General features: G+C 41.5%; 25 protein-coding genes and 1 tRNA gene. 9 read left to right on the forward strand and 17 right to left on the reverse strand.

All coding sequences use genetic code 11. From position 1 onward, the window contains the following. Positions 1-118: 118 nt before the first annotated feature. Together N4597_RS09085 and N4597_RS09090 are read right to left on the reverse strand one after the other, a co-directional pair. A complete protein-coding gene (locus tag N4597_RS09085) occupies positions 119-1744 on the reverse strand; it encodes an ABC-F family ATP-binding cassette domain-containing protein (RefSeq protein ID WP_260903544.1) in 1626 nt (541 codons plus the stop codon). Positions 1745-1874: 130 nt separating this feature from the next. After that, on the reverse strand, positions 1875-2543 hold the full coding sequence (locus tag N4597_RS09090; protein WP_094130511.1) for a hypothetical protein: 669 nt from the start codon (positions 2541-2543) through the stop codon (positions 1875-1877). Positions 2544-2686: 143 nt separating this feature from the next. Here N4597_RS09090 and N4597_RS09095 point away from each other — a divergent pair, with 143 nt between their 5' ends. Both N4597_RS09095 and N4597_RS09100 read left to right on the forward strand, forming a co-directional pair. Further along, positions 2687-3271: a GNAT family N-acetyltransferase gene (locus N4597_RS09095; protein ID WP_056976824.1), complete on the forward strand. Its 585-nt coding sequence runs from the start codon at positions 2687-2689 to the stop codon at positions 3269-3271. Between the two features lie 47 nt (positions 3272-3318). Then, positions 3319-3552 carry a hypothetical protein gene (locus N4597_RS09100; protein WP_056976825.1) on the forward strand — a complete coding sequence of 78 codons (234 nt, stop codon included), beginning with the start codon at positions 3319-3321 and terminating at the stop codon, positions 3550-3552. Here N4597_RS09100 and N4597_RS09105 read toward each other — a convergent pair. From N4597_RS09105 to N4597_RS09125, 5 genes are all read right to left on the reverse strand, one after another. Further along, positions 3549-3986, reverse strand: coding sequence for a GNAT family N-acetyltransferase (locus N4597_RS09105; RefSeq protein WP_260903551.1), 438 nt, complete (start codon positions 3984-3986; stop codon positions 3549-3551). The two genes, N4597_RS09100 and N4597_RS09105, sit on opposite strands and share 4 nt — an antisense overlap. Before the next feature lie 84 nt (positions 3987-4070). Further along, entirely contained in the window at positions 4071-5060 is a 990-nt protein-coding gene (locus tag N4597_RS09110) for a ribose-phosphate diphosphokinase (protein WP_050610837.1), read from the reverse strand. A 93-nt stretch (positions 5061-5153) separates the two neighbouring features. Continuing rightward, the gene (gene glmU, locus N4597_RS09115) at positions 5154-6560 is read right to left on the reverse strand and encodes a bifunctional UDP-N-acetylglucosamine diphosphorylase/glucosamine-1-phosphate N-acetyltransferase GlmU (protein WP_094130513.1); all 1407 of its coding nucleotides are present in this window, start codon (positions 6558-6560) and stop codon (positions 5154-5156) included. Between the two features lie 107 nt (positions 6561-6667). Next, on the reverse strand, positions 6668-7516 hold the full coding sequence (purR, locus tag N4597_RS09120) for a pur operon repressor (RefSeq protein ID WP_056976829.1): 849 nt from the start codon (positions 7514-7516) through the stop codon (positions 6668-6670). Between the two features lie 294 nt (positions 7517-7810). Then, a complete protein-coding gene (locus N4597_RS09125) occupies positions 7811-8863 on the reverse strand; it encodes a PTS sugar transporter subunit IIC (RefSeq protein ID WP_371864174.1) in 1053 nt (350 codons plus the stop codon). A gap of 412 nt (positions 8864-9275) precedes the next feature. Here N4597_RS09125 and N4597_RS09130 point away from each other — a divergent pair, with 412 nt between their 5' ends. From N4597_RS09130 to N4597_RS09140, 3 genes are all read left to right on the forward strand, one after another. Further along, a complete protein-coding gene (locus N4597_RS09130) occupies positions 9276-10163 on the forward strand; it encodes a polysaccharide deacetylase family protein (RefSeq protein ID WP_260903555.1) in 888 nt (295 codons plus the stop codon). 114 nt (positions 10164-10277) lie between these two features. Continuing rightward, positions 10278-11156: a 4-(cytidine 5'-diphospho)-2-C-methyl-D-erythritol kinase gene (ispE, locus tag N4597_RS09135; RefSeq protein WP_260903557.1), complete on the forward strand. Its 879-nt coding sequence runs from the start codon at positions 10278-10280 to the stop codon at positions 11154-11156. Further along, the gene (locus N4597_RS09140; RefSeq protein WP_170091874.1) at positions 11156-11659 is read left to right on the forward strand and encodes a methylated-DNA--[protein]-cysteine S-methyltransferase; all 504 of its coding nucleotides are present in this window, start codon (positions 11156-11158) and stop codon (positions 11657-11659) included. The genes ispE and N4597_RS09140 overlap by 1 nt, the downstream gene beginning before the upstream one ends. 38 nt (positions 11660-11697) lie before the next feature. Here the strand turns inward: N4597_RS09140 and rsmA are convergent, their stop codons facing one another. The 7 genes from rsmA to N4597_RS09175 all read right to left on the reverse strand — a co-directional run bounded on the left by rsmA (position 11698) and on the right by N4597_RS09175 (position 19037). After that, a complete protein-coding gene (gene rsmA, locus N4597_RS09145; RefSeq protein ID WP_167589707.1) occupies positions 11698-12594 on the reverse strand; it encodes a 16S rRNA (adenine(1518)-N(6)/adenine(1519)-N(6))-dimethyltransferase RsmA in 897 nt (298 codons plus the stop codon). Further along, positions 12587-13147 (reverse strand): ribonuclease M5, encoded by a 561-nt coding sequence (rnmV, locus tag N4597_RS09150; RefSeq protein ID WP_147628730.1) that lies wholly within the window; start codon positions 13145-13147, stop codon positions 12587-12589. The genes rsmA and rnmV overlap by 8 nt, the downstream gene beginning before the upstream one ends. A 7-nt stretch (positions 13148-13154) precedes the next feature. Next, positions 13155-13925 (reverse strand): TatD family hydrolase, encoded by a 771-nt coding sequence (locus tag N4597_RS09155; RefSeq protein ID WP_204773421.1) that lies wholly within the window; start codon positions 13923-13925, stop codon positions 13155-13157. A 79-nt stretch (positions 13926-14004) separates the two neighbouring features. Further along, complete coding sequence (gene metG / locus N4597_RS09160) at positions 14005-16029, reverse strand: methionine--tRNA ligase (RefSeq protein ID WP_260903558.1); 2025 nt, start codon at positions 16027-16029, stop codon at positions 14005-14007. A gap of 63 nt (positions 16030-16092) precedes the next feature. Further along, a complete protein-coding gene (locus tag N4597_RS09165; RefSeq protein WP_172583964.1) occupies positions 16093-16797 on the reverse strand; it encodes an NAD-dependent protein deacylase in 705 nt (234 codons plus the stop codon). 17 nt (positions 16798-16814) lie between these two features. Continuing rightward, on the reverse strand, positions 16815-17768 hold the full coding sequence (locus N4597_RS09170; RefSeq protein WP_260903559.1) for an IpaB/EvcA family protein: 954 nt from the start codon (positions 17766-17768) through the stop codon (positions 16815-16817). A gap of 3 nt (positions 17769-17771) precedes the next feature. After that, positions 17772-19037 (reverse strand): hydroxymethylglutaryl-CoA reductase, degradative, encoded by a 1266-nt coding sequence (locus tag N4597_RS09175; RefSeq protein ID WP_260903560.1) that lies wholly within the window; start codon positions 19035-19037, stop codon positions 17772-17774. A 108-nt stretch (positions 19038-19145) separates the two neighbouring features. Here N4597_RS09175 and N4597_RS09180 point away from each other — a divergent pair, with 108 nt between their 5' ends. Continuing rightward, entirely contained in the window at positions 19146-19907 is a 762-nt protein-coding gene (locus N4597_RS09180; RefSeq protein ID WP_260903563.1) for a transporter substrate-binding domain-containing protein, read from the forward strand. A 45-nt stretch (positions 19908-19952) separates the two neighbouring features. Here N4597_RS09180 and N4597_RS09185 read toward each other — a convergent pair whose 3' ends face one another. After that, entirely contained in the window at positions 19953-20876 is a 924-nt protein-coding gene (locus N4597_RS09185) for a Ppx/GppA family phosphatase (RefSeq protein WP_172577740.1), read from the reverse strand. A 17-nt stretch (positions 20877-20893) separates the two neighbouring features. Beyond that, a complete protein-coding gene (gene trpS, locus N4597_RS09190; protein WP_056976842.1) occupies positions 20894-21913 on the reverse strand; it encodes a tryptophan--tRNA ligase in 1020 nt (339 codons plus the stop codon). Positions 21914-22222: 309 nt separating this feature from the next. Between trpS and N4597_RS09195 the strand changes: the two genes are divergently transcribed. The 3 genes from N4597_RS09195 (at position 22223) to N4597_RS09205 (ending at position 25690) form a co-directional block, all read left to right on the forward strand. Further along, positions 22223-23224: a cation diffusion facilitator family transporter gene (locus N4597_RS09195; protein ID WP_167589698.1), complete on the forward strand. Its 1002-nt coding sequence runs from the start codon at positions 22223-22225 to the stop codon at positions 23222-23224. 57 nt (positions 23225-23281) lie between these two features. After that, complete coding sequence (gene helD, locus N4597_RS09200) at positions 23282-25555, forward strand: RNA polymerase recycling motor HelD (protein ID WP_260903565.1); 2274 nt, start codon at positions 23282-23284, stop codon at positions 25553-25555. A gap of 62 nt (positions 25556-25617) precedes the next feature. Beyond that, a tRNA-Thr gene (locus N4597_RS09205) sits at positions 25618-25690 on the forward strand. Between the two features lie 21 nt (positions 25691-25711). On the opposite strand, the gene N4597_RS09210 is transcribed toward N4597_RS09205, so the two are convergent. Then, the gene (locus N4597_RS09210; protein ID WP_170091883.1) at positions 25712-26401 is read right to left on the reverse strand and encodes a sigma-70 family RNA polymerase sigma factor; all 690 of its coding nucleotides are present in this window, start codon (positions 26399-26401) and stop codon (positions 25712-25714) included. Positions 26402-26627: the final 226 nt, after the last annotated feature.

The following is a 26627-nucleotide window of genomic DNA, read 5'->3' on the forward strand; positions in this document are numbered from 1 at the left end:
ATGCCTCCGTTCATTTATTGGTATAGTCCAATTATAATAGGTATAGACCAATTTTGCAAGTGTTTTCTCTTTTTTAGCCCTAAAAAAAGACGTAAGCAACTACTTACGTCTTTAATCATTATTCATAAAGGGCCGCCACTTGAGCTTGCACCGTTTCGTGAGCTAAAAATTCATCGTAGGTGGTATCCAACCGCTCAACTACCCCTTTAGCTGAAACCTCAATAATATGGTTAGCAATTGTTTGAATATATTGGTGGTCATGAGAAGTAAAGATGATTGACCCTGGGAACAAAACCATTGAGTCGTTTAGAGCCGTAATTGACTCCAGGTCCAAGTGGTTGGTTGGATCATCCATTAACAGTACGTTGGCCTTTTGCAACATCATTTTAGATAAGAGGCAGCGAACCTTTTCGCCCCCTGATAAGACCCCGACTTGTTTTTCAATATCTTCACCAGAAAAGAGCATCTTACCTAAAAAGCCTCGCAAGAAGGTGTTATCATTTTCTTCCTTGGAAGCAAATTGACGTAGCCAGTCAATGATGCTTAAATCGCTTTGGGCAAAGTTAGCGTTTAGGTCACGTGACATGTAACTACGGCTAGTTGTTTGCCCCCAAGTCACCGTTCCACTATCAGGTTCCAACTCCCCAGCCAGAATCTGCATCAAAATACTAGTGGCCAGGTCGTTTCTAGAGATGATTGCCGCCTTTTCCCCCGGTCTTAAGATGAAGCTAATATTATCTAAAATCTTAACGCCGTCAATTGTCTTAGAAACATTTTCGACCTTAACTAGATCGTTACCTAACTCCCGCTCCATTTCAAATTTAATGAAGGGATACTTACGCGAAGATGGCTTAATATCATCTAGCGTAATCTTTTCTAACTGTTTCTTACGCGAAGTAGCTTGCTTGGACTTAGAAGCATTGGCAGAAAAACGGGCAATGAATTCTTGTAATTCCTTAATCTTTTCTTCTTTTTTAGCGTTAGCATTGGCCTGTAATTTAGCAGCTAATTGACTGGATTCTAACCAAAAATCATAGTTACCCACAAATAATTTAATCTTACCAAAGTCTACGTCACACATCATGGTGCAGGCTTGATTTAAGAAGTGCCGGTCGTGGGAAACCACAATCACAATATTGGGATAATCGGCTAAAAAGTCTTCTAACCAACTGATGGTATGAACATCCAACCCGTTAGTCGGTTCGTCTAACAGCAAAATATCTGGTTGCCCAAACAATGCTTGCGCCAATAAGACCTTCACCTTGTCCCGTTCGGCTAACTCACTCATCTTTTGGTCATGCATACTATCAGGAATGTTCAGCGATTGTAAGAGCGTAGCCGCATCAGCTTCAGCGTTCCACCCATCCATTTCGGCAAACTCACCTTCAAGTTCAGCCGCCCGTAAACCATCTTCTTCAGAAAAATCTGGTTTAGCATATAAAGCGTCCTTTTCTTTCATGATTTGGTACAACTTCTTATGGCCCTGGATAACTGTTTCTAAAACTGTATATTCTTCAAAGCCGAAGTGGTCCTGGCTTAAACTCGAAATCCGCTCATTTGCTCCAATTGAAATGCTCCCACTGGTTGGTTCTAACTTTCCTTCCAACAACTTTAAGAAGGTGGATTTACCCGCACCATTGGCACCAATTACCCCATAACAATTACCGGGGGTAAACTTTAGGTTAACGTCATCGTATAAAAGGCGCCCTGAAAAATTTAAACTTAGGTTGCTAACTGTAATCAACTATCATCTTCCTCGCTTTTCATTTATTCTTGCCTAAATCTACCATATTAGTCACCACGCTGGCAAGCAAAGTTTTTCCTAAAATAAAAAGGTTCACCAGTTAGCCTGTTAATGACAACTGGTGAACAAACTACTTATCTAAATTTTGGTGCTTGAGGCTAGGAAAGAGGTACTTATCGGCCAACCCTACTAAACTTCCTTGGAATAATAAGGCGAAAATGGTCCCTACATTTACGGCGTAAATATGGTGACTCACTAACACTGCCACTATAATCGCAATTACCGGGGGCATAAAGACCACTAACTGGGCAATCGTCGCGTTACCCTTAAAATACTTAAAACGGATGATTTGCATCAAATCGTCAACTGGGTGTAGCATCCAGTTAACTCGCTGGTATAAGGAAATGGCTACTGCAATCAAAACCACCCCTAGACAATCTAAGCCGGTACGTACAAGTAAGTTTAAATGGTTAATCCCTAGTTGACTTAAGCCCGCTGAAAAATAGCCGACTAATAAAGAAAAGGGCGTCAAAAAAACCAAGTTGCCAATTATTCTTTTGGGACTTAACTTTCCTAAGATTAAGGAATTAACGATAATTACCAAAAAGGCTGGTAAAAACATCATCAAACTCAGCGAAACCGCAAAGGCATGGTTTAAGTTGACAGAAGCCGCGGTCCACAGAGCACTTCCTAAATTAATGGCTACCGTTAACCCATTACCTAAGCTATTTAGAAAGATTGATAACACAAAGTAACCTAACAGTTTTTGATTTTCTAACGTATGTTGACTGAATTCCACCGATAACAACCTTCGTTTCCAATAATTTGTTTACCGTTATCTTACGACTCAAACCGATCTCAAAGCAAGTTTTTACTTGCCAAATTTTCAAATAATGTTATATTCTAATCATAATTTATTAATGAAAGAAGGGACCAGTTATCATGACTCCGATTGCCTTTAGAATCGCGCATAGTAGTGATGCTGCTGAAATCCTCCAAATTTATGCACACTATGTCGAGCAAACTGCTATTACCTTGGACACCGTTGTTCCTAGCATTGCGGATTTCCAAACTAAAATTACCACAACACTAGAACGCTATCCCTTTATTGTCGCCGTCCAAGCTAATAAAATTGTCGGCTACGCTTATGCTTCTGCTTTTAACTACCGCAATGCTTACGATTGGTCGGCCGAACTCTCCATTTACTTACTTCCCACGATGAGAAAGCAAGGCCTAGGAAGTCGCTTCTACTCGCTGTTAGAGGACATCGCCAAGGCTCAAAATATTACTAACCTCAACGCCTGCATCACCTACCCTCGTACCAAAGATGATCCCCACGTAACCTTAGCTAGCGTTAACTTCCACGAGAAGCGTGGCTTTAACTTGTGTGGCCATTTCCATAAATGCGCCTATAAATTTGACCGCTGGTACGACATGGTTTGGATGGAAAAACAAATTTTACCTCACTCAGATAGTCCCGCACCAATTAAACCTTTCAACCAAATTGCTAAGCAATTCTTTAGCTAAGAGCTTTGTGCTAAAATAAGGGTAGTAACTAAAAGGATGTGATTTTCATGAGTGAAAATGTCTTCTTTAACCCAGGTCAAGCAATTGCAAGTGACTTTGATTTTAACAAGGCCTACGTTGCTGCCCAAATCTATCACCACAAGGCAAAAAAACCAGTCCTAGTCGTCCAAGAAAAAGACGGACAACCATTTGTCATCTTTGATGAGCAAGCTGCCCTAGATAGCGAAAAAGAGGAAGCAAAGCGTTATTCCTTGGTTAAACGGGTCACTGAATCAGACTAGTCACTAAAAGCTGGAAAAATTACTTTCCAGCTTTTTTTGCTGGCTAACTTTAATACGTATTCACAATAAGCCCCCATCTTAAGACTAAGTTCAAAGTCGTTAGCTCTAATAATACTGATGCTAGCTAAGTTATCCCTCCTAACAACGGCGTGAATTGTCTGTAACCCCAAGTCGTGGGCCGCTAAAAAAACTACTTGTGCGACGGCTTGCTTAGCGTAACCTTGGCGTCGGGCTGTCTTTTTTATCCAATAACCCAAATCTGCACTTGTTCTGCTTAGATTATAAAGGCTGACCAGCCCCACTATTTTCCCTCTAAAAGTAATGGCCCACAAATACTGCTTGTCACTACTAAAGAAATCCACCCCAGCGGCAGTTACTTCCTTGTAAATATCATCAGCCAGATTGTCATCAGTAATTCTTACTAGTTGCACCATCTGCCATCCCTTCCTTAATTTTGCTATAAAAAATAACAGTTACAAAAGCCATTGCTTTCATAACTGTCACTTCAAATCTAATTCTTAGTCTTGATCAGCTTCAATTCCACGGAAACGGTTCTTGAAAAGAGGACTAACTGGTTTGTTTTCATGAATCCGTTTGATAGCTGCCCCAATTAATGGCCCTACGGAAACTTGTACTAACTTATCAATTTGCTTTTCTTCAGGTAATTGAATTGAATCCGTCACCACCATTTGCTTAATTGGTGATTTTTCGATTCGTTCAATTGCAGGACCAGAAAAGACAGGGTGAGTTGCACAAACGTAAACTTCAGTTGCTCCGGCATCCTTTAGGGCTTGGGCAGCTAAAGTGATTGTCCCAGCGGTATCAATCATATCGTCGATTAAGATACAACGTTTACCGTCAACGGAACCAATGATATTCATAACTTCAGCCACATTAGCCTTAGGGCGGCGCTTATCAATGATTGCGATTGGCGCCTTCAAAAATTCAGCTAATTTACGGGCACGTGTCACCCCACCATGGTCAGGCGAAACTACGACTGCATCCTTTTCCAAACCATTAGTCAAGAAGTAATCAGCTAATAGTGGTGCCCCCATTAAGTGGTCAACCGGCACGTCAAAGAAACCTTGAATTTGAGCAGCGTGTAAATCAAGGGCAATCACCCGATCAGCCCCTGCTTTTTCAATCATATCCGCTACTAATTTAGCAGTGATTGGTTCCCGTGACCGTACTTTCCGGTCCTGACGAGCATAACCATAATAAGGAATGACAACGTTAATCTTATCGGCACTAGCCCGGCGCAAAGCGTCAATCATGATTAACAATTCCATCAAGTTATCGTTAACCGGTGCAGAGGTAGATTGAACGATGAAGATTTCATCCCCACGAATACTTTCTTCAATGTTAATCCTAATTTCACCATCACTAAAACGATCAACGGATGTTTTTCCTAATGGTAAGCCAACAGCAGCAGCAATTTTTTCAGCCAATGGTTTATTTGAGTTCAAAGCAAAAATCTTTAAATTGGACCCAGCATTTTGTTCAGACATAGCAGCCTCCAGTTTTTTTAGTATTATCCACTAATAATATTATTCATTTATTTCGGCAAAATCAAGCTTTCATTAGTTTTTCTCAAAAAAATCTTATTTGTTTTCGGCTTTTTCAGCTTCTGCAGCCGCTTGGGCAACAGGGTAATGATCAAAGTAGCCCTTCTTATTAACCTGTCTGCTTCTAGCAATCGCCATATCGTGCGCATCTACATCTTCTGTAACCGTTGAACCAGCGGCAACGTAAGCATGATCAGCAATTTGGACAGGGGCGATAATGTTAGAGCCGCTCCCGATAAAGGAGTAATCGCCTACGTTAGTATGGTGTTTGTTAATGCCATCATAGTTGACAAAGACAGTCCCACAACCGACGTTAATATCTTTTCCTAAGGTAGCATCCCCGACGTAAGTCAAATGGCCTACCTTAGTATTCTTACCAATTTGTGCTTTCTTAACTTCCACAAAGTTTCCAATATGAACGCCTTCGCCAATATCAGCTTGCGGACGCAAATGAGAGTAAGGGCCAATGTTTGAGCCAGTATGCATTACGGCTTCTTCTAAGAAGGAGGCAGTCACAGTAACACCATCCTTCAAGACACAATCCCTAATCTCAGAATGAGCCCCGATATGGCAATCGCTCCCAATTACAGTGTGGCCCTTTAACTGTACCCCTGGTTCAATCACAGTGTCGGCCCCAATCTTAACATCAACGTCAATATAAGTAGTGGCTGGGTCGATTAAGGTTACCCCATTTTTCATGTGAGTTTCGTTAATCCGCTTTTGCATAACTGCAGTTGCCTTCGCCAAAGCCAAGCGGTCATTAACCCCCATTGACTCTGAAAAGTCCTTCATCCGGTAAGCAGCTACAATTTTTTCTTCCTTCTTGAAGATTTCCATAACGTCTGTTAAATAGTATTCACCTTGGGCGTTATCATTTTTAATTTGGTGTAACGCGTGAAACAATTCTTGATTGTCAAAGCAGTAAACCCCGGTATTAATTTCCGTTACCGCCGCTTCTTCCTTAGTGGCATCCTTTTGTTCCACAATCTTTTCAACAATCCCAATTTCATTTCTAATAATCCGTCCATAACCAAATGGATTGTCGGTTGTAGCGGTTAGAACAGTTGCAACGGCTCCCTTAGACTTATGGTATTCGAACAATTCTTCGAATGTTTTAGCAGTAAATAGCGGGGTATCACCACAGGCAATAATCGTCATCCCCTCTTTATCGCCCAACAAAGCTTCTGCTTGCAAAACCGCATGCCCCGTCCCTAATTGTTCGGCTTGCAGAACATATTGGGTTCGAGTTCCTAATGTTGCTTCTACTTTTTGAGCCCCATGTCCGACCACCGTAACAATTTCATCGATATCGTTTTTTTCAATTTGGGTTAACACGTGGTCAACCATTGGTTTACCACAAACTGGGTGTAATACTTTGTAGAGTTTAGACTTCATCCGAGTACCTTGACCCGCAGCCAAGATAATTGCATATTTTGCTGTCATCTTAATAATCCATTCCTTTAAAAATTTAGTCTACTTGGCTTGATTATAACACAAAGCAAAAGGGGTCAAAAGCCAAAGACCGTTACTTTGACTTTTGACCCCTTAAACTAATCTGCTTTTGAGTCTGTTTGTTCAAAAACCTTTTCTAAGTAATTCCCTGGACTAACATGAATTGCCTTATCCAAGGTATTAACTTTATCAACTTTAAGTAAGGAGGTATACTCGTCTACCATGCGGTGACCTTCAAAAGCTCCTTCAGCAAAAACGGTAATCCCAACGAGTTTAGATTCAAATTCTTCAATCATACTCTTCATCCCGTTAACAGTCCCGCCGCCTTTCATGAAGTCATCAACGACTAAGACATGCGAGCCCCGCTTAAGACTCCGCTTAGATAATTCCATCTTTTCAATTCGTTCACTAGAACCTGAAACATAATTAACGGAAACGGTTGAACCTTCCGTAATCTTAGAATCACGCCGAACAATTACAAAGGGAACGTTTAAGTAACTAGAAACGCTTTGTGCAATAGGCACACCCTTAGTTGCAACTGTCATTACGGCGTCAATTTGCTTGTCAATATATTGACGGGCAATCACCCGACCTACTTGCCGTAAAACGTCCGGCCGACCTAATAAGTCTGACAGGTAGACATACCCTCCTGGTAAAAGTCGATCCTTTTCCGAAAGTTCCTTAGTCATGTCGGTAATAAACTTCCGGGCTTCTTCTTCTGAGATTGACGGAATATAACGTGCACCACCAGCTGCTCCAGGAATGGTTTCTAAAATGCCAATGCCCCGGTACTTAAAGGTCCGCTTGATAATAGATAAATCTTCACTAATTGACGATTTAGCGGATTCATACCGATCCGCAAAAAAAGTCAGTGAAATTAAAGTATGTGGCCGCTCTAACAAATAGCGGGTCATATCAATTAATCGATCGCTTCTTCTGGTTTTCACCTAACTAAGTCCTCCCCAAATATATAATCTAATCTACTTTGCTATTATACGTTAATTCTTTGTGTTTTCCTAGCTTTTTTAAACATTTTATTAAAAATGTTCGTTTTTATTTCTAAACGGCTCTGTTTAAGCCTCATTATTTAACCTTATTAACTGCCGGAGTTAACGTTCGGCAATACTGCAACTTTACTAGATTAGCATTGTCCCCCTCATTAGTCAAGGCTAACTTAAAACAAAAAGCTGAACTAAAAGGATAAGCTCCTTTAGTTCAGCTTCTCTCGTCCTAACCCTAACTTAAACCTGAATTAGGAGGTCTTTGGGAACAATACGCTTAGTCTTTTTAACAAAAACATACTTGGCAAGAAACCCTAATAAAATTGGTAAAATCAAGAAAAGGATTGTTACTAAGACTAAGGCGGCCCCATCCACCTTCATTGCCCCTAGGGCAGCCATCGGCCCAATCAAACCACTAAAGCCAAAACCGGCGCTCATTGCCGTTCCTTGAATATTGAAAATTGCGCCAATCGCCCCCAAAACGGCTGCATTAATCATAACCGGGATAAACAAGAAGGGTTTTTCTAACATATTAGCCATTTGAATCTTAGGCGTCCCCACAAAGTGAGCTAAGGTTGTCCCTAAGGAGTTAACCGAACTTCCCATAATTGCTAGCGTAAAACTTCCGGCTACAATCCCTAAGTTAGCACTTCCGGCTGCAATTCCACTCAAACCAACGGCAGTTGCAATCCCCACTGATGAAATAGGCGAAACAATTAAAACAGCAAAGACCATTCCCATCAAAGCTCCCATCAAAATTGGTTGTAAAGTAACTAGGTTTTTAATCGCCATTCCAATGAAAGTTGTTACCATCTTAATGAAAGGTAAAGTCGTCAACCCAATTCCACCTGCAATCACAATTACTAACAAGGGCAATAGCAACACCGTGTAATTCTTAAATTTATTGCCGATAAACTGAGCAACCAATACGGCTACCGTAATCGTCAAAGCCGTGTTAATTACGTCACCTGTCCCACTTAAAACAAAGCCCTGAGTCGTTTGTTTAATAACCCCCGCTCCAATCATTGCTGCGGCAGCCACGGCACTGGTTTGAATCATATTAAACTTAAATAAATGCCCGACACAAAAACCAGACACAGCGGCCAATAAGGACATCGTAAAGTTAGTCATCGAAATAACTGCCGCTCCCAGTGGAAACACACCTAATAAAGCCTTCATCAGCTGCCCGGTTAGTGCAGCGGGTACTAAGGTCACCACCACCCCTAGACTAATTCCATTCAAAATATTTAAGGTGAAATCTTTCTTGCTAATTGTCATCTCTACATCCTCCATTTAAATTAAAAACCTGAGTACTATCAGTGATGATAATCCTCAGGTTTAGTTACTAGTATTAATGGTTTGGACTAGACCCACAGATTATCATTTCTCCTGTGAGTCGAACATATCAAAAGTGTTTCTATTTCTCACAGGTGCAAACTTAGCTGAGCTGGTTTGCACCCGTGCATAGTCGGCTACAAACCCTTCCTAAAGAAATAGAAGTAGTAATAATTATTCAATTGTAAAGTCGTTTTCTTTAACATTTAAACCACTCCTCTACTTGAATGATTATAATATAAGCTATCTTTTTTAATTAGTCAAGTATTTTTTCTCAGTTATTTTTAATTTTATTTTTAACAAATTTAGTTTGCAGCACTAACCACTATGCTAGAATAGAAGTTAGCCTACTAATAAAGGGAGTTTTTTTATGTCAAAAGGAAAAATTATTCTTTGGACCTTAGTTGCTTTGGTCCTAGTTACGGGGATTGGGTTTGCCTGCAAGAAGTATGCCGATAACCAACATCAAAAACAGGTAGCTAAAATCACCGCGATGGAAAAGAAAGCTAGTCAAAAAGCTAACAAAACTAACAAACAAGCTAAGACTAGCTCTAAAAAAGCAAAGGTTACCTGGGTTAAAGAAGATAAGCGGGTTTCTTTTCCAATTTTAATGTACCACAGTATTTCCGAATCTAACGGTAATACCTTACGAGTTCCTGCCAATGAATTTGACCAAGAAATGAAGTGGCTTAAAGACCATCATTACTACACTTTAAGCGACAAGGAAGCCTACCGGGTCTTATCTAAAAACGAAGTGCCCGCTAAAAAGATTGTCTGGATTACCTTAGACGACGGTTACCGCGACAACTACACGAATGCCTTTCCGGCTTTAAAGAAGTATCACCTAAAAGCCACGATTAATTTAATTACCGACCAAATTAAAAACGGTCAGGCTAACAAATTGACCATGGACCAGATTAAGGAAATGCAGGCTAGTGGCTTGGTTTCGTTCGGAAGTCATACAGTTAGCCACTCCGATTTGGCCGCACTTTCACCTAGCGCTCAGTACGATGAACTGAAGCAATCACGGACTTGGTTAAACAAAAACCTTCACCAAAATACCATCTATGCTTGCTACCCTGCCGGTAAACATAATGCCGACACCCTGGCAGCTACGAAACGTGCCGGCTATAAGCTTGCTACCACCACCATTCCTGGGTTAGCTAATAACGAAGGAGGCCTTTATGGTTTAAGTCGGGTTAGGGTTGAACCTAACCTCAGCCTAAGCGGCTTCCAAAGCTTGCTGGAAAATAACTAACCTTCATAAGAACTAAGCCTTGCGCTTGGTTCTTTTTGTTTGCTCTACGTTTGCGCCCCCGCTTGCAAATTAGTATAATAGGACTAACATAAATTTAGAAAAAAAGGTGAGGTTATGGAGATTCTCGAAAAAGCTCCAGCTAAATTAAATTTCAGCCTCGATACACCTTTTCGCCATGCCGACGGCAACCACGAATGGCAAATGGTGATGATTGCAATTGATTTAGCTGACTATGTCCAAGTCAGGACAATCCCCACATCCAAACAAATCACGGTTTTAACAGATAGTGGCTTTCTTCCCTGTGACCGGAGAAATCTAGCTTACCAAGCGGCTTTAAAACTCCAACAAGACTACCAGGTCGACCAAGGGGTTGAAATCATTATCAAGAAAAACATTCCAGTTGCAGCTGGCATGGGTGGGGGGGCAAGTGATGCCGCTGCAGTTTTACGCGCTTTAAATCAGGCTTGGAACCTGAATCTATCTAAGGCTAAACTGGCCCAAATCGGTCTAGAAATTGACTCGGATGTCCCTTTTTGTGTCTACAGCGAACCTGCTTTAGTTACTGGCAAAGGTGAGTTAATTAACCCCCTCGGCGATTTCCCTTCCCTTTGGATTATTGTTGCTAAACCCAAAGCCAGCGTCTCAACACCCACGATTTTAAAACAGATTGACTATTCAAACTTAGCTCATCTTGACGTCACCGGCCTTGTTTCCGCCCTAAAAAAACAAGATTACGCTCAAATTACCGCTAAAATGGGGAACGTTTTAGAACCAATCACTTCCAAAAAACATCCAGATATCCTTAGAATCAAAACTAAAATGCTCAAATTCGGTGCGGATGCCGCCCAAATGAGCGGAAGTGGCCCAACCGTTTTTGGAATTACCCAAAAGTATTCACGTGCCCAACATATTTACAACAGTCTGCGTGGTTTTTGTGATGAAGTTTACCTAGTACGCCCTTTAAGTGCCACTAGTAAGAAAGAGGGATCGTAATGGATTATACCTGTGTTACAATCGCTGACCATAGCTACTACTTAGCCGCCAGCTCCACTGGGTTATGTTTTGTAGGCAGCCCCGACGGCATTTTTCAAGAATTAGTTTCTTTTTACCCGCGGGCTACACTAACCCCTACTACTTCTAATTCGATTTTACTGGCAGCTCAAGCACAGTTGGACGCATATTTTAAAAAAGCAACGCACAGTTTTAATGTCCCCCTAGATTTTACAGTCGGGACCGCCTTTCAACAGAGCGTTTGGCAACAATTAACTCAGATTCCTTATGGGCAAACCCTTAGCTACCAAGAACTAGCCACACGACTTGCCCAGCCCAATGCCAGTCGTGCAGTAGCATCTGCGGTTGCTAAAAATCCTCTGTTAATAATTGTCCCCTGTCACCGTATTATCCGCGCCGACGGTAGCTTAGGAGATTTTCGCGCAGGGAAGGCATTCAAACGACAATTACTAGAGCTTGAACAAGTAGACCTTAACTCAAAGTAAAGCGCACCGACCATGAACGGCCGGTGCGCTTTACTTCGTTATTTAACTTTTACCCCAGTAGCTAATAAACAATCTGCTAAGCGGACAAAATCTGCAATGGTCAAGCGTTCTGCCCGTACGCTCGGTTCAATTTCCGCCTGCGCCAGTGCTTGACTTAGCTTTTCTTTGACCTCAGCTTGTTTGCCGTACAAGCCCTGTAAATTATTCCACAGACTCTTGCGTCTATGCATAAAGGCTCCCCGGACTAACTGGTGGAAGAAGCGTTCGTCTTGAGGTTGATACTCCTTGGCCTTCTTTTTAGTTAAAGAAATGATGGCCGAATCAACCTTAGGTTGGGGAACAAATACCGTCTTCGGAACAATAAAAGCAACCTGACAATCCATTTCGTATTGAACTCCAATCGAGAGTGAACCATAATCCTTAGAACCTGGTTGAGCCGCTAAGCGGTTAGCAACTTCTTTTTGCATCATCACCACGATTTGGTCAAAGGCAAGTTCAGTTGCTAGTAAGTGCATAATAATTGGGGTGGTGATGTAGTATGGCAGGTTAGCAACAATTTTTAACCGGTGCTGGCCATCAAAGTGCTCAGCGATTAACTCCTTCAAATTAGCTTTCAAAATATCTTGGTGAATAACCTCGACATTAGGATAAGGAGCCAATGTTTCTTTTAAAACTGGTAGTAGCCGGTCATCAATCTCCAAGGCCAAGACTTGGTGGGCTGACTTGGCTAACTGTTCTGTTAATGCCCCAATTCCAGGACCAATTTCAATTACATCGTCAGCTTCACTAACCTCAGCTGCAGCCACAATTTTCTTTAAGACATTAATATCCGTTAAAAAATTTTGGCCTAGGCTTTTTTTAAAGGTCAAGCCGTAGGTTTCCATAATTGCCCGCGTTCTTGTTGGTGAAGCAATTTCAGGTAAGTTGTTATCCATTTTGTTCTCCTTCGTTAATCTCTTTCAAAGCAGCCGCAAATTCTTCGGGACTAATCTGAAATAGGTTAAGCCGCTTATAGAGTTGCTTGCCGTTGGTATAACCAATGTGTAGATACTCTCCCAAAAGCCGCCGTCTTTTCTTAGCTTCTGGACCAGAAATTAAGCCAGCAAGTGCTAGGTCTTCACGACTAATCTGAATAGGGGCCGCGACATCTTCGGTATAGAGGTTCTTCAAAGCCGCTCTTATTGCTTCTAAACTAGCATGTTCCACTCCTAAACTACCTTTATGGTCGGGAGCCGCATCCCGCCGGTTCAAAAAGGCGTGTTTTACCCCAGGGACTGCCTCCCTGATAGTCTTTCTGATCTTTTCGCCCGAATAGTCGGGGTCAGTAAATACAATTACCCCCCGTTTTTCATGCAACTCTTCAATCTGTTCTAAGGTTTCCTCGCTAATTGCTGACCCCCGCGTTTCCAGGGTGTCGGCATTAACTGCCAACTGAATACGCTTAGTATCAGATTTACCTTCCACTACGATAACTTCTCTAATTTTCATTCTTTCTTCAGTCATTAATCCTCAAAATTCTTTCTGTATTTTGATACGTTCTGCTAGCTAGACTAGCCGCACTCAAACCCAATTCCTGCGCTAAAAACTCCACCGTGTAGCGGGTTAAAGCCGGTTCATTAGCCCGCCCCCTAAATGGCAAAGGGGTTAGGTAGGGAGCATCCGTTTCAACTAGCATCCTATCTAAAGGGGTACTTAGCGCCGCCTGTTTAACTTCCTTAGCGTTACCAAAAGTCACTACCCCACTGTAAGACAGGTACATTCCTAAATCCAAAAACTTTTTAGCCCAGTCTTGATTTCCATTAAAACTGTGCATAATTCCGCCAAAGCGCCCTAGCTCACTAGCCTTTAAAATTGGGTAAGTATCAGCAATTGCATCCCGATTATGAATAGTCACTGGTAGCTGGTGCTTAGCTGCTAGCTGTAGTTGGCGCTGAAAGACTTCTTTTTGAACCTGGTGATCAACTTCATTATGATAATCCAGGCCAATTTCGCCTAAAACTTTTACTTTAGGGTGGGCCAAGATTGTTTCTAGCCAGTTTTCCTTAGCATCATCATAATTCAAGGCATCATCCGGATGAATTCCAACCGCACCATAAATGTTAGGAAATTGTTCACATAGCTTTAGCATCTGGGTGGCAGAATAATCATCGTAAGCTACTAAGAGCATGGCCGTGACTCCAAAGGCCTGTGCGCGTTTAATTGCATCATATTCATCGCCAGCAAAAAAACGAGCATTAATATGGGTATGTGAATCAAATATCTTCATTTACTTTTACCTCTATTTAAAATTACTAAAACTAGGTGGTCGTAACTTTAAAGATACTACCACCTAGTTTTAGAATTGTCTAGCCTACAAGCGACCCTGCAGGAATATTTTCTGGTACCGTAATTAACTGTACCGTTTCACCAAATTCAGCTGATAAAAGCATTCCTTGACTGACTTCTCCCCGCATCTTGCGTGGCTTTAAGTTTGTCACTGCAATTACGTTTTTACCAACTAATTCTTCGAAGTTAGGATACCATTGGGCAATTCCTGAGAGGATTTGGCGGTCCCCTTCATCACCAGCATCTAAGCGGAACTTCAGTAGCTTATCTGCACCCTCTACCTTGCTTACTTCCTTAATCTTAGCAACCTTTAATTCAACCTTGTCGAATTTATCAAAGCTAATTGCATCCTTAGTCAACTTGAGCGTTGTCGTAGTTGGGTCAAAACCTTGCGCGGCTTTCTGGGCCATTGCTTTACGGCCCTTAGCCTTTTCGTTGGCAGTCATCTTGGACTTGATGTATTCAACTTCTTTTTCAACTTCAAGCCGTGGGAAAATAGGTTGCCCCTTAGCAATCACTTGACTTACTTCTAAGTCAGCATAAGCCAAGCCCTTAATAGCAGGTAGGTTTTCACCTAGACCTAATTGGTGGAAAATTTCCTTAGGAGCTTTTGTCATGACAGGCTGTAATAAGACCGCAATCAAGCGTAAGCTAGCTACCAAGTGAGCTAGGACACTATCTAATTCTTGCGCCTTAGTTTCGTCTTTAGCTAGCGCCCATGGTTCCGTTTCATCAATATACTTGTTAGAACGGGAAACAAACTTCCATAAAGCATCTAGCGCATTGGAGAACTTAACAGCTTCCATTTCGGCTTCATAAGCCTTAATCGTTTCAGCCGCCAATGCTTCTAAGTCAGCATCAAAAGCTGTTACCCCACTAACAAAGGCCGGTACTTGCCCTGCGCGGTACTTGTTAATCATTGCTACCGTCCGGTTTAACAAGTTTCCTAAGTCGTTAGCCAAGTCATAGTTAACCCGCCCCACAAAATCTTCCGGTGTAAAGATACCGTCATTTCCAAATGGAACAGCGCGCATCAAGTAATAACGTAACGCATCTAACCCATAACGTTCAACCAACATTTCTGGGTAAACGACGTTGCCCTTAGACTTAGACATCTTGCCATCCTTCATCAGTAACCAACCATGGCCAATGATATGCTTTGGTAATGGTAAATCTAGGGCCATCAAAATAATTGGCCAGTAAATAGTGTGGAAACGAACAATCTCTTTCCCAACCATATGAACGTCAGCAGGCCAGTACTTCTTAAAGAGGCTCTCATCATCCCCGGTTTCATAACCAAGGGCCGTAATATAGTTACATAAAGCATCAATCCACACGTAAACAACGTGCTTAGGATTGCTTGGCACCTTGACACCCCAGTTGAAGCTAGTTCTCGTTAGGGCTAAGTCTTCGAGCCCTGGCTTGATGAAGTTATTTAACATCTCAGTCTTGCGGTTTTCAGGAATAATGAAGTCAGGGTGAGCATTGTAGTATTCCACTAATTTATCGGCATACTTACTCATCTTAAAGAAGTAACAGTCTTCTTCAACCAATTGAACTTCATGACCAGAAGGGGCCTTGCCCCCAATCATCTTGCCGTTTTCATCACGGTAAACTTCAGCTAACTGTGATTCCGTAAAGTATTCTTCATCGGACACTGAGTACCAACCAACATATTTACCGAGATAAATGTCTCCCTTAGCCAATAATTTCTCAAAAATGTTTTGCACCGCACGTTCGTGGTAATCATCAGTGGTCCGAATAAACTTATCGTTTGAAATATCTAACAGTTTCCACAAGGCCTTAATATCAGCAGCCATCTTATCTACATAAGCTTGGGGGGTCATTTCAAGGGCCTTAGCCTTTTGTTCAATTTTCAAACCGTGTTCATCGGTTCCAGTTAAAAAGAAAACATCGAAATCTTGCAACCGCTTGTAACGTGCTAACACATCGCATGCAATCGTTGTGTATGAATTACCAATGTGAAGTTTCCCAGAGGGATAATAGATTGGCGTTGTAATATAAAATGTTGGTTTTTCAGCCATATTTTCAATTCCTTTCACAATTACGTTTTTAGCTAACTATTAGTATACCATAACATTACGGGGTTACGGGTTATCAACTTGCGCAAATTCTTTAACCGCGTCTCCTTGAATCATAATCCCGTCACTAGGTAAACTAATCACCTCTTTGTTGACGGCCACCACCTTAGCCTTAGGTGAACGATACTGTATTAAACCAGCAAAGGGATAAACCACAAAAGAAGTCCCACATACAACTACTAAATCGGCTTGGCTTAAAGCTATTAGTGCTTGGTTTAGCCTTGCTTGCTTAATTCCTTCCTCATACAAAACAACGTCCGGCCTCAAAATCCCCCCACAATCTTGGTGGTACATATTCTCGAGGTAGGTTTTATAGGTTACAGTTTGACCACACTTTTGACAGTAAAGGTCATAGAGGTTACCGTGAAATTCAACTAGACGCTCTAAGTCGCTACCAGCCTTAGCGTGTAAGCCATCTATATTTTGGGTAATAATTGTTGCCCGCTTGGCCTTAGTAAAGGCTGCCATCTTTTCGTGAATAATATTGGGCTTGGCCTTAGGGTAGTAGAGGTTAGCCTTTAAGTATTCATAAAAAACTTCTGGCTCTTTAACTAGGCAAGTGTGACTCAATAAGTACTCAGGCCGCCTTTTATTCGCATAAAGCCCATTTTTAGAACGATAATCAGGAATCCCCGAAGCCGTTGATACCCCGGCCCCAGTCAAAAAGACAATTCTATTGGCAGTGGTTAACAAATCATTTAACTGGGTCATAACCATCCTTCTTTCCCTTAACGTTTTAGGTAATAAAAGCCGTTAGCCTGTAAATAGTCACTAACCTTACTTTCATAAACCTTGGCAAATACTTCTTTGTCCTGTCCCTTTGGAACGGTAAAAACAAATGTATTCTGTTGATCTCCTTGATAGCGCCCAATGTAAGCATCCTTAAAGACTGTATTATCTTGGAAAACAGAGTGATAAATTTCAAAAACTTGGGCAATTTGCAAACGACTTTGCCGTTCACTCAAAACAGCCGTCAACGTCACAAATTCATTTAGATTCATTTTCATTAAGTTCCAGGCTTGAAGCTGTTCATCAAAGGCGGCAAACACTTTTACAATCGCTCGCCGCAAAGCAAAGGCAGATTTTAACTCTTTAGCCGTCGCTATTTGATAGAGCTTTTGAGCAGCTTGGAGTGACTCTGGATATAACTCTTGTAATTTTGGTAAAATACTTTCTTCTTGTCCCTTAAAAAAGATGAGGCAATCAAACAAGGTTAAAGTCCGTAAGACCATCCATGAATCCCTTTGATCCTTAGGCTCTGGATTCAAAATAGCCAAGACTCCTTTAAAGTAAAGCTCCTCGACGGATTCATCCACCAAGCCTAACTGCCGTTGTTGTTCGTAAACTCGAAAATGAAGCAGACTGTCATATAGTTCCGTTGCTGTTACCATAATGCGTTCATCTAAAGCTTGATTACCACTGGTTACGTTAAATGAAATCCGGGGCAGCTGCTTAAACTGCAATAAAAAGTGTAATAATTCATGGGCAATCGTGTAATTAGGGTTAGTCAAATCAAAGACTTCCACCGTAATTTGACCATTATCTACATACTCTTGTGCTTGATCGTGCCTTAGATAACCAACCTTTTTATCGTGATACTTAAAATTAATTTCACCAGGATGAATTTCTTGAACCTGCTTAACTAAGTCTGTGACTGCTTCGTTTAAAACTACTTCTACCATTAACTAATCTTCCTTTCGTCGTAACTCGGCTAATAATCGTTTGGCGCTATTAGAATCACGCACCCCAGCTGATTCTAGTGCAGAAATTAAAGGGGCAAGCTCTGCTTGTTTGGCCCCCACACTAACAGCTAGTGATTTTAATTGCAAGTGCATGTGGCCCTTCTGAATACCCTCAGTTACCAAGGCTCTTAACGCCGCTAGGTTTTGGGCTAAACCAACGCTAACACAGATTTTTTCTAATTCCTCTGCACTTTCTAGTTGTAATAACTGGTGGTTAAGTTTAACTAAGGGAACAATTCCAATCGAACCGCCCACAAAGCCAACCGGTAAGGGTAAGGTCAACTTACCTTCCAAATTATCACCGACTACTTGCCACTCACTAAGACCACGATACTGACCATCCCTTGCAGCATATGCGTGTACCCCCGCTTCAACCGCCCGCCAGTCATTCCCACTGGCAATCAAGACGGCATCAATTCCGTTCATGATGCCCTTATTATGGGTAGTTGCCCGGTAAACGTCTAGCTGGGCTAGCCGACTAGCTTGGGCAATCTTTTGGCCTACTTCTTTGCCAGCTAGCTGTTTGGTTGCCAGTAACGCTAACGGAATTTGGCAGTGAGCTGTCACCAAACAGGAAGTAGCATAATTAGACAAAATACTCATTAAAATTTCTTGTTGATAATTAGTCCTAACGTAGTCTGCCACCGCCTCTAACATGGTATTCAGCATGTTAGCCCCCATTGCCTGCTTGACATCTACCGCCAAATCCAGCGAAATTAGGTCAGCCGCCAAAATCCGGACCCGGATAAAGCGCGCTCCGCCACCTCGTTTTACAATTGAGGGGTGCGCTACATTAGCTACCTGTAAAAGCTGCTCTTCAGCTTTCTTTAACTTTGTAGCTAGTTCGGTGGGAGCAACTACATTTTCTAAGACCACTTGGCCAATCATTAACCGTTCCGTTAAGTTAGTTTTAAACCCGCCTGCCTGTTTAACCAGCTTAGCACCATTGCTGCTAGCCGCGATGACAGACGGTTCTTCAGTCACCATCGGCACCACATAGTCTTTACCATCAATCATATAATTTAAGGCCAATCCTTCTGGTAAGGAGTAACTAGTAATAAAGTTTTCAATCATTGTTTCTCCCAATTCGGGATTTACCGCCACCGCTTTTAAGCTTGCTAGTTGATCAGCGGTTAGTAATTGCTCAGTTTGTAAAACTTGCAGCCGGTCGGCCCAAGGCTTTTGATAATACTTTTTAAATCCAGACACACTTATACCCTCACTAATTCTTTGGTTAATTTTAAAACGAAAATACTCAGTTATATTATATAATAAGTTAAGAAAAATTTGTTTCTAGAAAATCGAAAGGACAATATCATGAAACGTTTTTTAACCTTGCTACTAGCTACTTGCTGCCTGTTTTTAGGATTAACTTCACTCACAGCCACTGCTAATAGCTTAAAAGTGGGGGTCCTCGCTAACAATCCCCCCTATACTATTCAAAACCATTCCGGCTTTGATTTAGCTTTAAGTCAGCAACTCGCTGCCAAAGTTAAAGTTATCCCCCAAAAATCTAACTCCCAGCTAATAACTGCCTTAAAAAAGGGGCGAGTTGACCTTATTATTTGTGATGTTAGTTTACTTTCTAAACAAATGAGCCACTCACAAAGTTTCTTACACCCTGCTAACGTCTTATTTACTCGTCATGATAGCAAAACAAAGAGCATTTTGAAATTAAATCAAAAAAAAGTGGGTTACCTAAAAAATAACCCCCACCATGCCTTGCTGACGACTTTAGCCACTAAGCCCCAAGGATTCGCAACCGAGTCTGCTTTACTAACGGCCTTGAATACAGGTAAAATTAAAGCTGCAATCTTGACCGACTATCAGTACAATCAGCTGTTAGCTACCAACCCCCAGTTAGTAACTGCTCAAGATGAGACTGACCAAAAACAAGTGGGCCAGGTGCTAACTAAAATTAGTGACCCTAAGTTAACCTCGCAATCCCTAGTCGTTGCAAGCTTTAAAAAGCCTCGGCTTCAAAAGAAAATCAACCACAAATTAAAGCAGCTCCAAGACAACGGTACCCTCAGTAAGTTATCGATGAAATACTTCCACCAAGATTGGACCTACCAATAAGCAAATCCCCTCACAAGCATACTGAAGTGCTCTGAGGGGATTTTCTTATTCAGTTACCATCGAATACAAGATTCCTTCCCGGACACCACTTTCAGAAAAAATTAGCTCGGGAATGTCTAATTGCTGTATCAACTGTGCGATTGGTGTCAGACCGCCTAATATAATGTCGGCCCGGTCTGCTTCAACTCCCAACCGTTCCTGGCGTTGGCTAAAATTAAGGCCTAACCAGTCAGTGTAAATATTTAAGAAACTGCGGGCAGACATCTTAACCCCATGGAATTCATCAAGGTTTTTTTGGCCCCGACGCATCATCTCAGTCCGAGCCACCGTCCGGTTAGCCCCACCTAATAACACTAGTGGAAGATAACGCCCTTCTAATAACCATAATTGCTCGTTAAATAAGCCTTGAACAAAGCCTTGAAACCTAAATAGGTCTTTAGCTGACAGCAAATCTTGGGCATTAAAGCGCTCGGTTAGACTCACCGCCCCAAAGGGAATACTTGCCAAATTGACGGCTTGCCCGTCTTTAACGACCGCTAATTCAAAGCTACCGCCCCCCATGTCACAAAGAATAAAGTCATTTAACTTAAGCGAGTTCTTAACCCCAACGTAGTCATAGTAGGCTTCGGCATCGCCGGATAAGACTTCTACGTCGACTCCAGTTAACTCTTTGACCTGGTTTAAAAAAGCTTGACTATTGCTAGCAGCTCTAACGGCCGCAGTAGCAATTCCCTTCACCTTCAAGTTGGGTAGGTCTTGATATTCCTTTTTAAAGTCGGTTAAAGCAGCTAGCGTCCGTTCAATCGCTGCTTTCTTGAGGACTTTTTCGCCTAAAGTCTTCCCCATCCCTTCTGCCATCCGGGTCATCACTTTTTGGCGCCTAACTTCCCTAAAGGAACCATTGGTTACCTCATTAATTGATAAGCGGGTAGAATTAGAGCCCAAGTCAAGTATTACCACATTTTCCATTTGATTACCCCCGTTTTTTAATCGAAGTAATTAACCCCAATCGCAGCCCTAACTTCTGCTAGCGTTTGGTTAGCAACTTCGTTAGCCTTAGCACTACCTTCTTTTAGCATTTGGTAAACTGCTGCAATATCCGCTTCGTATTCAGCCCGCTTAGCCCTAATTGGAGCCAATTTAGCCTCTAAAACTTCGTTTAGATAACGTTTAATCTTAACGTCCCCTAGTCCCCCAGCTTGGTAGTGTTCCTTTAGTTCGGCAACCTTTTGCTTATCGTCATCAAAAACATCAAGGTAGGTAAAGACCATATTGCCTTCAACTTGCCCTGGATCTTCAACGTGGATATGGTTAGGGTCAGTGTACATTGACATTACCTTTTTGCGCAAAGTATCAGCGTCATCGGAAAGATAGATGGCATTTCCAAGCGACTTACTCATCTTAGCATTACCATCCAAACCTGGGAGGCGTCCCATCCCCTTAGGCGGGAAGACCCCTTCTGGTTCGACTAAAACTTGCTTTTGGTAGATGGAATTAAACGTCCGCACGATTTCACGAGTTTGCTCTAACATTGGTTCTTGGTCGTCACCAACAGGAACTAATTCCGCCTTAAAGGCAGTAATATCGGCAGCTTGGCTAACTGGATAGGTGAAGAAGCCTGCTGGAATTGAGCGTTCAAAATTCTTTTGTTGAATTTCCGCCTTAACCGTCGGGTTACGTTCTAGCCTAGAAACGGTTACCAAGTTAAGGTAATACAAGTTTAATTCTGCCAAAGCCGGAATTTGTGATTGGACAAAAATAGTCGATTTGGCAGGATCCAAGCCGACTGAAAGGTAGTCAAGTGCCACTTGGATTAAAGAATTACGAATCTTTTCGGGGTTACGGGCATTATCAGTCAAAGCTTGTTGGTCGGCAATCATGATAAAGGGCTCATATTTACCCGAATTTTGCATTTCTACCCGGTTACGTAATGAACCAATGTAATGCCCTAAGTGCAGCTTACCAGTGGGTCTATCACCCGTTAAAATTACTTTTTTGCTTGTCATAAAAAAACCTCCATTTACATAAAAAAGCACCATCACCCTAATAGGACGACAGTGCCGTGGTACCACCTATATTGCAAGTCTAACTTGCCACTCAAAAACAATCTTATTAATTTGTAAACTTAGCTTAGCCCACTTCGGTCAGCTTTAGGACTTTTCAGCTACCGTCCTATCTCTGTCTTAGCTTCCTACTTATCTAAGCCTAGATTACTTTTATTTTAGCCGACCGCGCTTGATTTTTCAACAAGTTAAAGATTTTTGTTTCTTAGCAATCTAGGTGCTAGAATTAAAGACGTTTAGGAAGTGATTTTTATGCGTAATATTGACCGCCACTTGGAAAAAGAATATCAACTTTGGGAAAAAATTCAAAGTCAGGAGTTGGCTAAGTTAACCGCCGCACTCCACCACCTCTTTCTTAACCTCGGGGCTTATTTTTTAATTTCCATAATTGAATACGTTTTAGCGATAATCAGCCACTCACAAACGCTACGGGCGGATGCCTTCAATAACCTTTCTGGAATTATTTCAACGATTTTATTGATGGTTGGCTTGCACATCGCGCGTGACATTGACGACGACGACATCGCTGGCCTAACTCCTATGCCCAAAATTTCTCTTCACAAACGGGGCAATGATCAGCGCGTACAATTTACCCGTTTTCGCTATGAAACCATCTTTACCTTAGTTACAGGAATTATCATGGTAGCAATTTCTTTAGGGGTAATTTTAGCCGGTATTAGTAACCTCTTAAATCCTGCTAAACATCTGATTCCTGATAGAATGGCCCTACTAGGAGCAGCAATTGCGAGCGCCATTATGTTGGGCGTTTGGTACTATAACAAACAAGCCGGCAAAAAACTCCAAAATGCGGCACTTATTGCCTCCGCCAAGGATAGTCTTAGCGACGCTTGGATGAGTATCGCCACCTTTGTCTCGATTCTAGGCGCCCTAGTTTTTAAAATTACTTGGCTGGATGGCGCTGGTGGAGTCTTAGTTGGCCTCTTCATTCTTTATTCAGGCATTAGTATTTTTTGGGAAAGCAGTTTGAATCTAGCTGACTACTTCGATCCCGAAGCAGAAGCACAATACCGCCAAGTTTTAGCAACTTTTCCTGAAATTGTTGAAGTTGACGAACTCAAGGCCCACTATAACGGAAATATCATTACGCTTGACTTAGTTTTGGTCGTCGATTCCCAAATGACTGTTTTAAGCAGCTACCAACTGGCCGAAAAAATTGAACAGCTCATGATGCACCGTTTTGGAATTATCGATACCGACGTGTCCTTTATCCCTACCGATAAAACTAAATTTTAGCATCTAACCTCACTGCGTGTTACTATAAAAACTGACACCTAAAAGGGAGGAATTTTAATGCACCCAGAACAACCAGCTGAACAAGTACGAGTTGACAAGGTTGAACAAGTTATTGCTGAGCGTTTAACAACAACTGAGCTTGCCCACGCTAAAGCCAAGGCGGAACTCTCTTCTGTTGAACGTAACTACGTACAAAATGCTCGCATTAACACCTTAGAAGTTGATGACCGCATGGAAACTAACGCGGAAGTTCAACAGCAAAAGCAATTGGTTGCTAAAAATGTTGCCGATGAGGAAATTTTAAACCGGCAATTGACTACCTTAAAGCAGCTAAAAAAATCCCCTTACTTCGGCCGGATTGACATTTTAGAAACTGGCGAATCCCAGGCTGAGACTTTATATATTGGTACCGCCTCCTTGGTTGATGACCACCAGAACTTTTTAATCTACGATTGGCGTGCACCTATCTCATCAATTTACTATAACGGGACTCTCGGTCAAGTTGAATACGAAACCCCTGGGGGAATACAAAGCGCAGAGCTTAAAAAGAAGCGGCAATTTACCATTGTTAATGGTCAAATTACAAATATGTTTGATACTAACGAAACAGTGGGAGACGAAATTTTACAAAGTGTCCTAGGGCAGCAAAGCGACGAATATATGCGTAACATTGTTGCCACCATTCAGCGTGAACAAAACGATATTATTCGGGATACTGAGCACGACTTGCTCTTAGTTCAAGGAGTTGCTGGTAGTGGTAAGACTTCTGCTATCCTCCAACGGATTGCCTTTTTACTCTACCATAGCCGGACTAGCTTGGCTGCGGATCAAATTATCCTCTTCTCACCTAACCGGCTGTTTAGTCACTATATTTCAGAAGTGCTACCTAGCCTAGGGGAACGGAATATGCGCCAATTAACCTTAGCAGAATTTTTAAGCCAACGTTTTCAAGGCTTACAGGTTGAAAGTCTCTTTGAACGTTACGAACGTAAGGAATCGTTAAGCCTGGGCAACCAAGCACTACAAGCAAAGAAGGAAGCAGCCACTTTCATGAGTGAACTTGAAAAATATGTTAACGCCCTAACTTCCTCTAAGCTTTGTTTCACGGATATTTTGTTAGATGGCCACGTCTTTTTTAGCAAGGAAGAAATTTACGAAACCTTCGCTTCACTACCAGCCGCTATGAAAATTACCCACCGCTTTTTAGAAACCAAGAATCTCTTGATTAAGCAACTTAAGCATAGAATTAATCAAGAAGCACAAAGCGAAGCGGTGTTAGAGCAGGTAGACTCATTGTCAGATGCCAAGTACCATAAGTACCTGGGGACCAAAAGACGTGGAGCTTTTCAAGAGGTGGCTGCAGAAGTAGAGTACATTGCAAAACAAATTGTTAAAGAACGATTTGCTGTTATTTACGATGCCATCTACAACAATCACTTCATTGATATCTATGAGCAATACGCGGCTTTCTTGACTACCCACCTTCCAGAAGCAGCGGCTACTTTTAACCAAAATTTGGAATACCATCGCTTAGCGCTAGAAGATGCGGCCCCCTTATTGTACCTACGTGATTTAATCACCGGAGAAGGTCAAAATAATACGATTGCGCACCTATTTATCGACGAAGTTCAAGATTACTCTAGTGCTCAACTTATTTACCTGAAGCACGTCTTTCCTAAGGCTAACTTAACACTTCTAGGCGACGGGGAACAAGCCCTGTTTAATCCCTTGATGCAAGCTCAAACCATGTTGACAAAACTCGCTACTAGTCTAGCCGCCAAAAAGCCACGCCTGATTGCTTTGAATAAGAGTTACCGGTCAACTAGTGAAATAACTAATTTTATGAAGGCCCTTTTACCCGATGGAGATAAAATCATCGCCTTTAGCCGTCCAGGTCCTAAACCTAAGCTAATCTTCACCCAGAATGCTGCTGAGAGTCTAGCCAGTCTTAAAAAGGAAGTGACTTTAAGGTTAACCGACTCCAAACAGGTAGCACTAATTACTAAAAACTTAGCTGAAAGCAAGTACTTATATGAACAACTACACCGTGACTTTAACACCCACTTATTAACAGACGGTGACCGGGCATTACCAAGCGGCTTAATTATCTTGCCTATTTACCTTGCTAAGGGGTTGGAATTTGATAATGTTATCAGCTACGATGTCTCTGCAAGTAACTACCCAGATGAAGAAAGTATCGGGATTTTATACACCATCTGCTCACGGGCCATGCACAATTTAACTTTAATTACTAATGGTCCCGTTGCCCCAATCCTTAAAAAAGTTGCTCCACATTTATATACTAGTCAGCATACTTTTAAACTTAGTTAATCTGCATTTTTTGCTTGCATTACCTACTTACATATAATATACTATTTAGGTAATGCAAAAGTGCCACTTTAGCTCAGGAGGTAGAGCATCACCATGGTAAGGTGGGGGTCGCCGGTTCAAATCCGGCAAGTGGCTTTCTTATAACACGATTTTATATTAACTACTAGATGTATTGTCCTCGTCTGAATTTGGCGAGGGCTTTTTTATTGCCTCTTCCTTGCTGCTTGGATAATAATAATCGCCCCCCTGAATATAACCCTCTAGCTTACGATGACATCTTCCTAAAGCATTATACACAGCGGTAGGAGTAACTTCTAGCATCTCTGCAATCTCTGCTGCACTATAGTCTTGCAATATTTTTAGTTTAAACACCCTTAGTTCAAACTTCGATAATAAAACGGGCGCTTGCTTGGTGATAAGTTCGTTTAATTCATCACTGATACTGCCTTCGTTAGTCGAAACGTAACCAAGAATTTTTTCTTCCCCCGCTTCTAGTAACATCTCTAGTGATAAGTCACGTTTTTGATTCCGACGCTTATCTGCCCCATCGAATCTAGTTAAACTATTATAGCGATTTATTAAGCACTGGATAAAATAAGTTCCGTACTTGGTATTAAAAGACTCTTGGTAAGTTTGGGCAGCTTTAAAGCAAACTATTTGTGCTTCTTGAATCAAATCATCTTCATCTAAAAGGTTAAAAGAAAAGCGGTTAATAACCGTCTGGATTAAGGGACGATACGCTGCAAATAAAGTTAATAAATTACTTCCGCATGGATTTTCCTTATAAGCTTCTAATGCTATGTCGCCAGCACTCTTCTTTTTTTCAGACCTAGTATTCAAGTCCATTTAACAGGACCTCCTTTGCAGTGATATCTCCATTATATACGAAAGCGTTTTCTTAGATGCAAAAATAAACTTTTTTAAGTTAAAATATAATTATTTTCCACAACCATTTAATCTTATTTTTCTAAATTGTGAATAAATTTACATTATTATAAGGTTATTTAAGAATAATTTAAATCAACAAAAATTAAGATTTGATTATAAAAAGATATTCAAGAATTACTCTAAA

The sequence above is a fragment of the Ligilactobacillus agilis genome, from assembly GCF_025311475.1.
Classification (GTDB): domain Bacteria; phylum Bacillota; class Bacilli; order Lactobacillales; family Lactobacillaceae; genus Ligilactobacillus; species Ligilactobacillus agilis.

Excerpts from the sequence above, each read along its gene's own strand:
- N4597_RS09095 (WP_056976824.1), top strand. The coding sequence starts at position 2,687 with ATGACTCCGATTGCCTTTAGAATCGCGCATAGTAGTGATGCTGCTGAA.
- N4597_RS09100 (WP_056976825.1), top strand. The coding sequence starts at position 3,319 with ATGAGTGAAAATGTCTTCTTTAACCCAGGTCAAGCAATTGCAAGTGAC.
- N4597_RS09105 (WP_260903551.1), bottom strand. The coding sequence starts at position 3,986 with ATGGTGCAACTAGTAAGAATTACTGATGACAATCTGGCTGATGATATT.
- N4597_RS09110 (WP_050610837.1), bottom strand. The coding sequence starts at position 5,060 with ATGTCTGAACAAAATGCTGGGTCCAATTTAAAGATTTTTGCTTTGAAC.
- glmU (WP_094130513.1), bottom strand. The coding sequence starts at position 6,560 with ATGACAGCAAAATATGCAATTATCTTGGCTGCGGGTCAAGGTACTCGG.
- N4597_RS09125 (WP_371864174.1), bottom strand. The coding sequence starts at position 8,863 with ATGGAGGATGTAGAGATGACAATTAGCAAGAAAGATTTCACCTTAAAT.
- N4597_RS09130 (WP_260903555.1), top strand. The coding sequence starts at position 9,276 with ATGTCAAAAGGAAAAATTATTCTTTGGACCTTAGTTGCTTTGGTCCTA.
- ispE (WP_260903557.1), top strand. The coding sequence starts at position 10,278 with ATGGAGATTCTCGAAAAAGCTCCAGCTAAATTAAATTTCAGCCTCGAT.
- N4597_RS09140 (WP_170091874.1), top strand. The coding sequence starts at position 11,156 with ATGGATTATACCTGTGTTACAATCGCTGACCATAGCTACTACTTAGCC.
- rsmA (WP_167589707.1), bottom strand. The coding sequence starts at position 12,594 with ATGGATAACAACTTACCTGAAATTGCTTCACCAACAAGAACGCGGGCA.
- rnmV (WP_147628730.1), bottom strand. The coding sequence starts at position 13,147 with ATGAAAATTAGAGAAGTTATCGTAGTGGAAGGTAAATCTGATACTAAG.
- N4597_RS09155 (WP_204773421.1), bottom strand. The coding sequence starts at position 13,925 with ATGAAGATATTTGATTCACATACCCATATTAATGCTCGTTTTTTTGCT.
- metG (WP_260903558.1), bottom strand. The coding sequence starts at position 16,029 with ATGGCTGAAAAACCAACATTTTATATTACAACGCCAATCTATTATCCC.
- N4597_RS09165 (WP_172583964.1), bottom strand. The coding sequence starts at position 16,797 with ATGACCCAGTTAAATGATTTGTTAACCACTGCCAATAGAATTGTCTTT.
- N4597_RS09170 (WP_260903559.1), bottom strand. The coding sequence starts at position 17,768 with ATGGTAGAAGTAGTTTTAAACGAAGCAGTCACAGACTTAGTTAAGCAG.
- N4597_RS09180 (WP_260903563.1), top strand. The coding sequence starts at position 19,146 with ATGAAACGTTTTTTAACCTTGCTACTAGCTACTTGCTGCCTGTTTTTA.
- N4597_RS09185 (WP_172577740.1), bottom strand. The coding sequence starts at position 20,876 with ATGGAAAATGTGGTAATACTTGACTTGGGCTCTAATTCTACCCGCTTA.
- trpS (WP_056976842.1), bottom strand. The coding sequence starts at position 21,913 with ATGACAAGCAAAAAAGTAATTTTAACGGGTGATAGACCCACTGGTAAG.
- N4597_RS09195 (WP_167589698.1), top strand. The coding sequence starts at position 22,223 with ATGCGTAATATTGACCGCCACTTGGAAAAAGAATATCAACTTTGGGAA.
- helD (WP_260903565.1), top strand. The coding sequence starts at position 23,282 with ATGCACCCAGAACAACCAGCTGAACAAGTACGAGTTGACAAGGTTGAA.
- N4597_RS09210 (WP_170091883.1), bottom strand. The coding sequence starts at position 26,401 with ATGGACTTGAATACTAGGTCTGAAAAAAAGAAGAGTGCTGGCGACATA.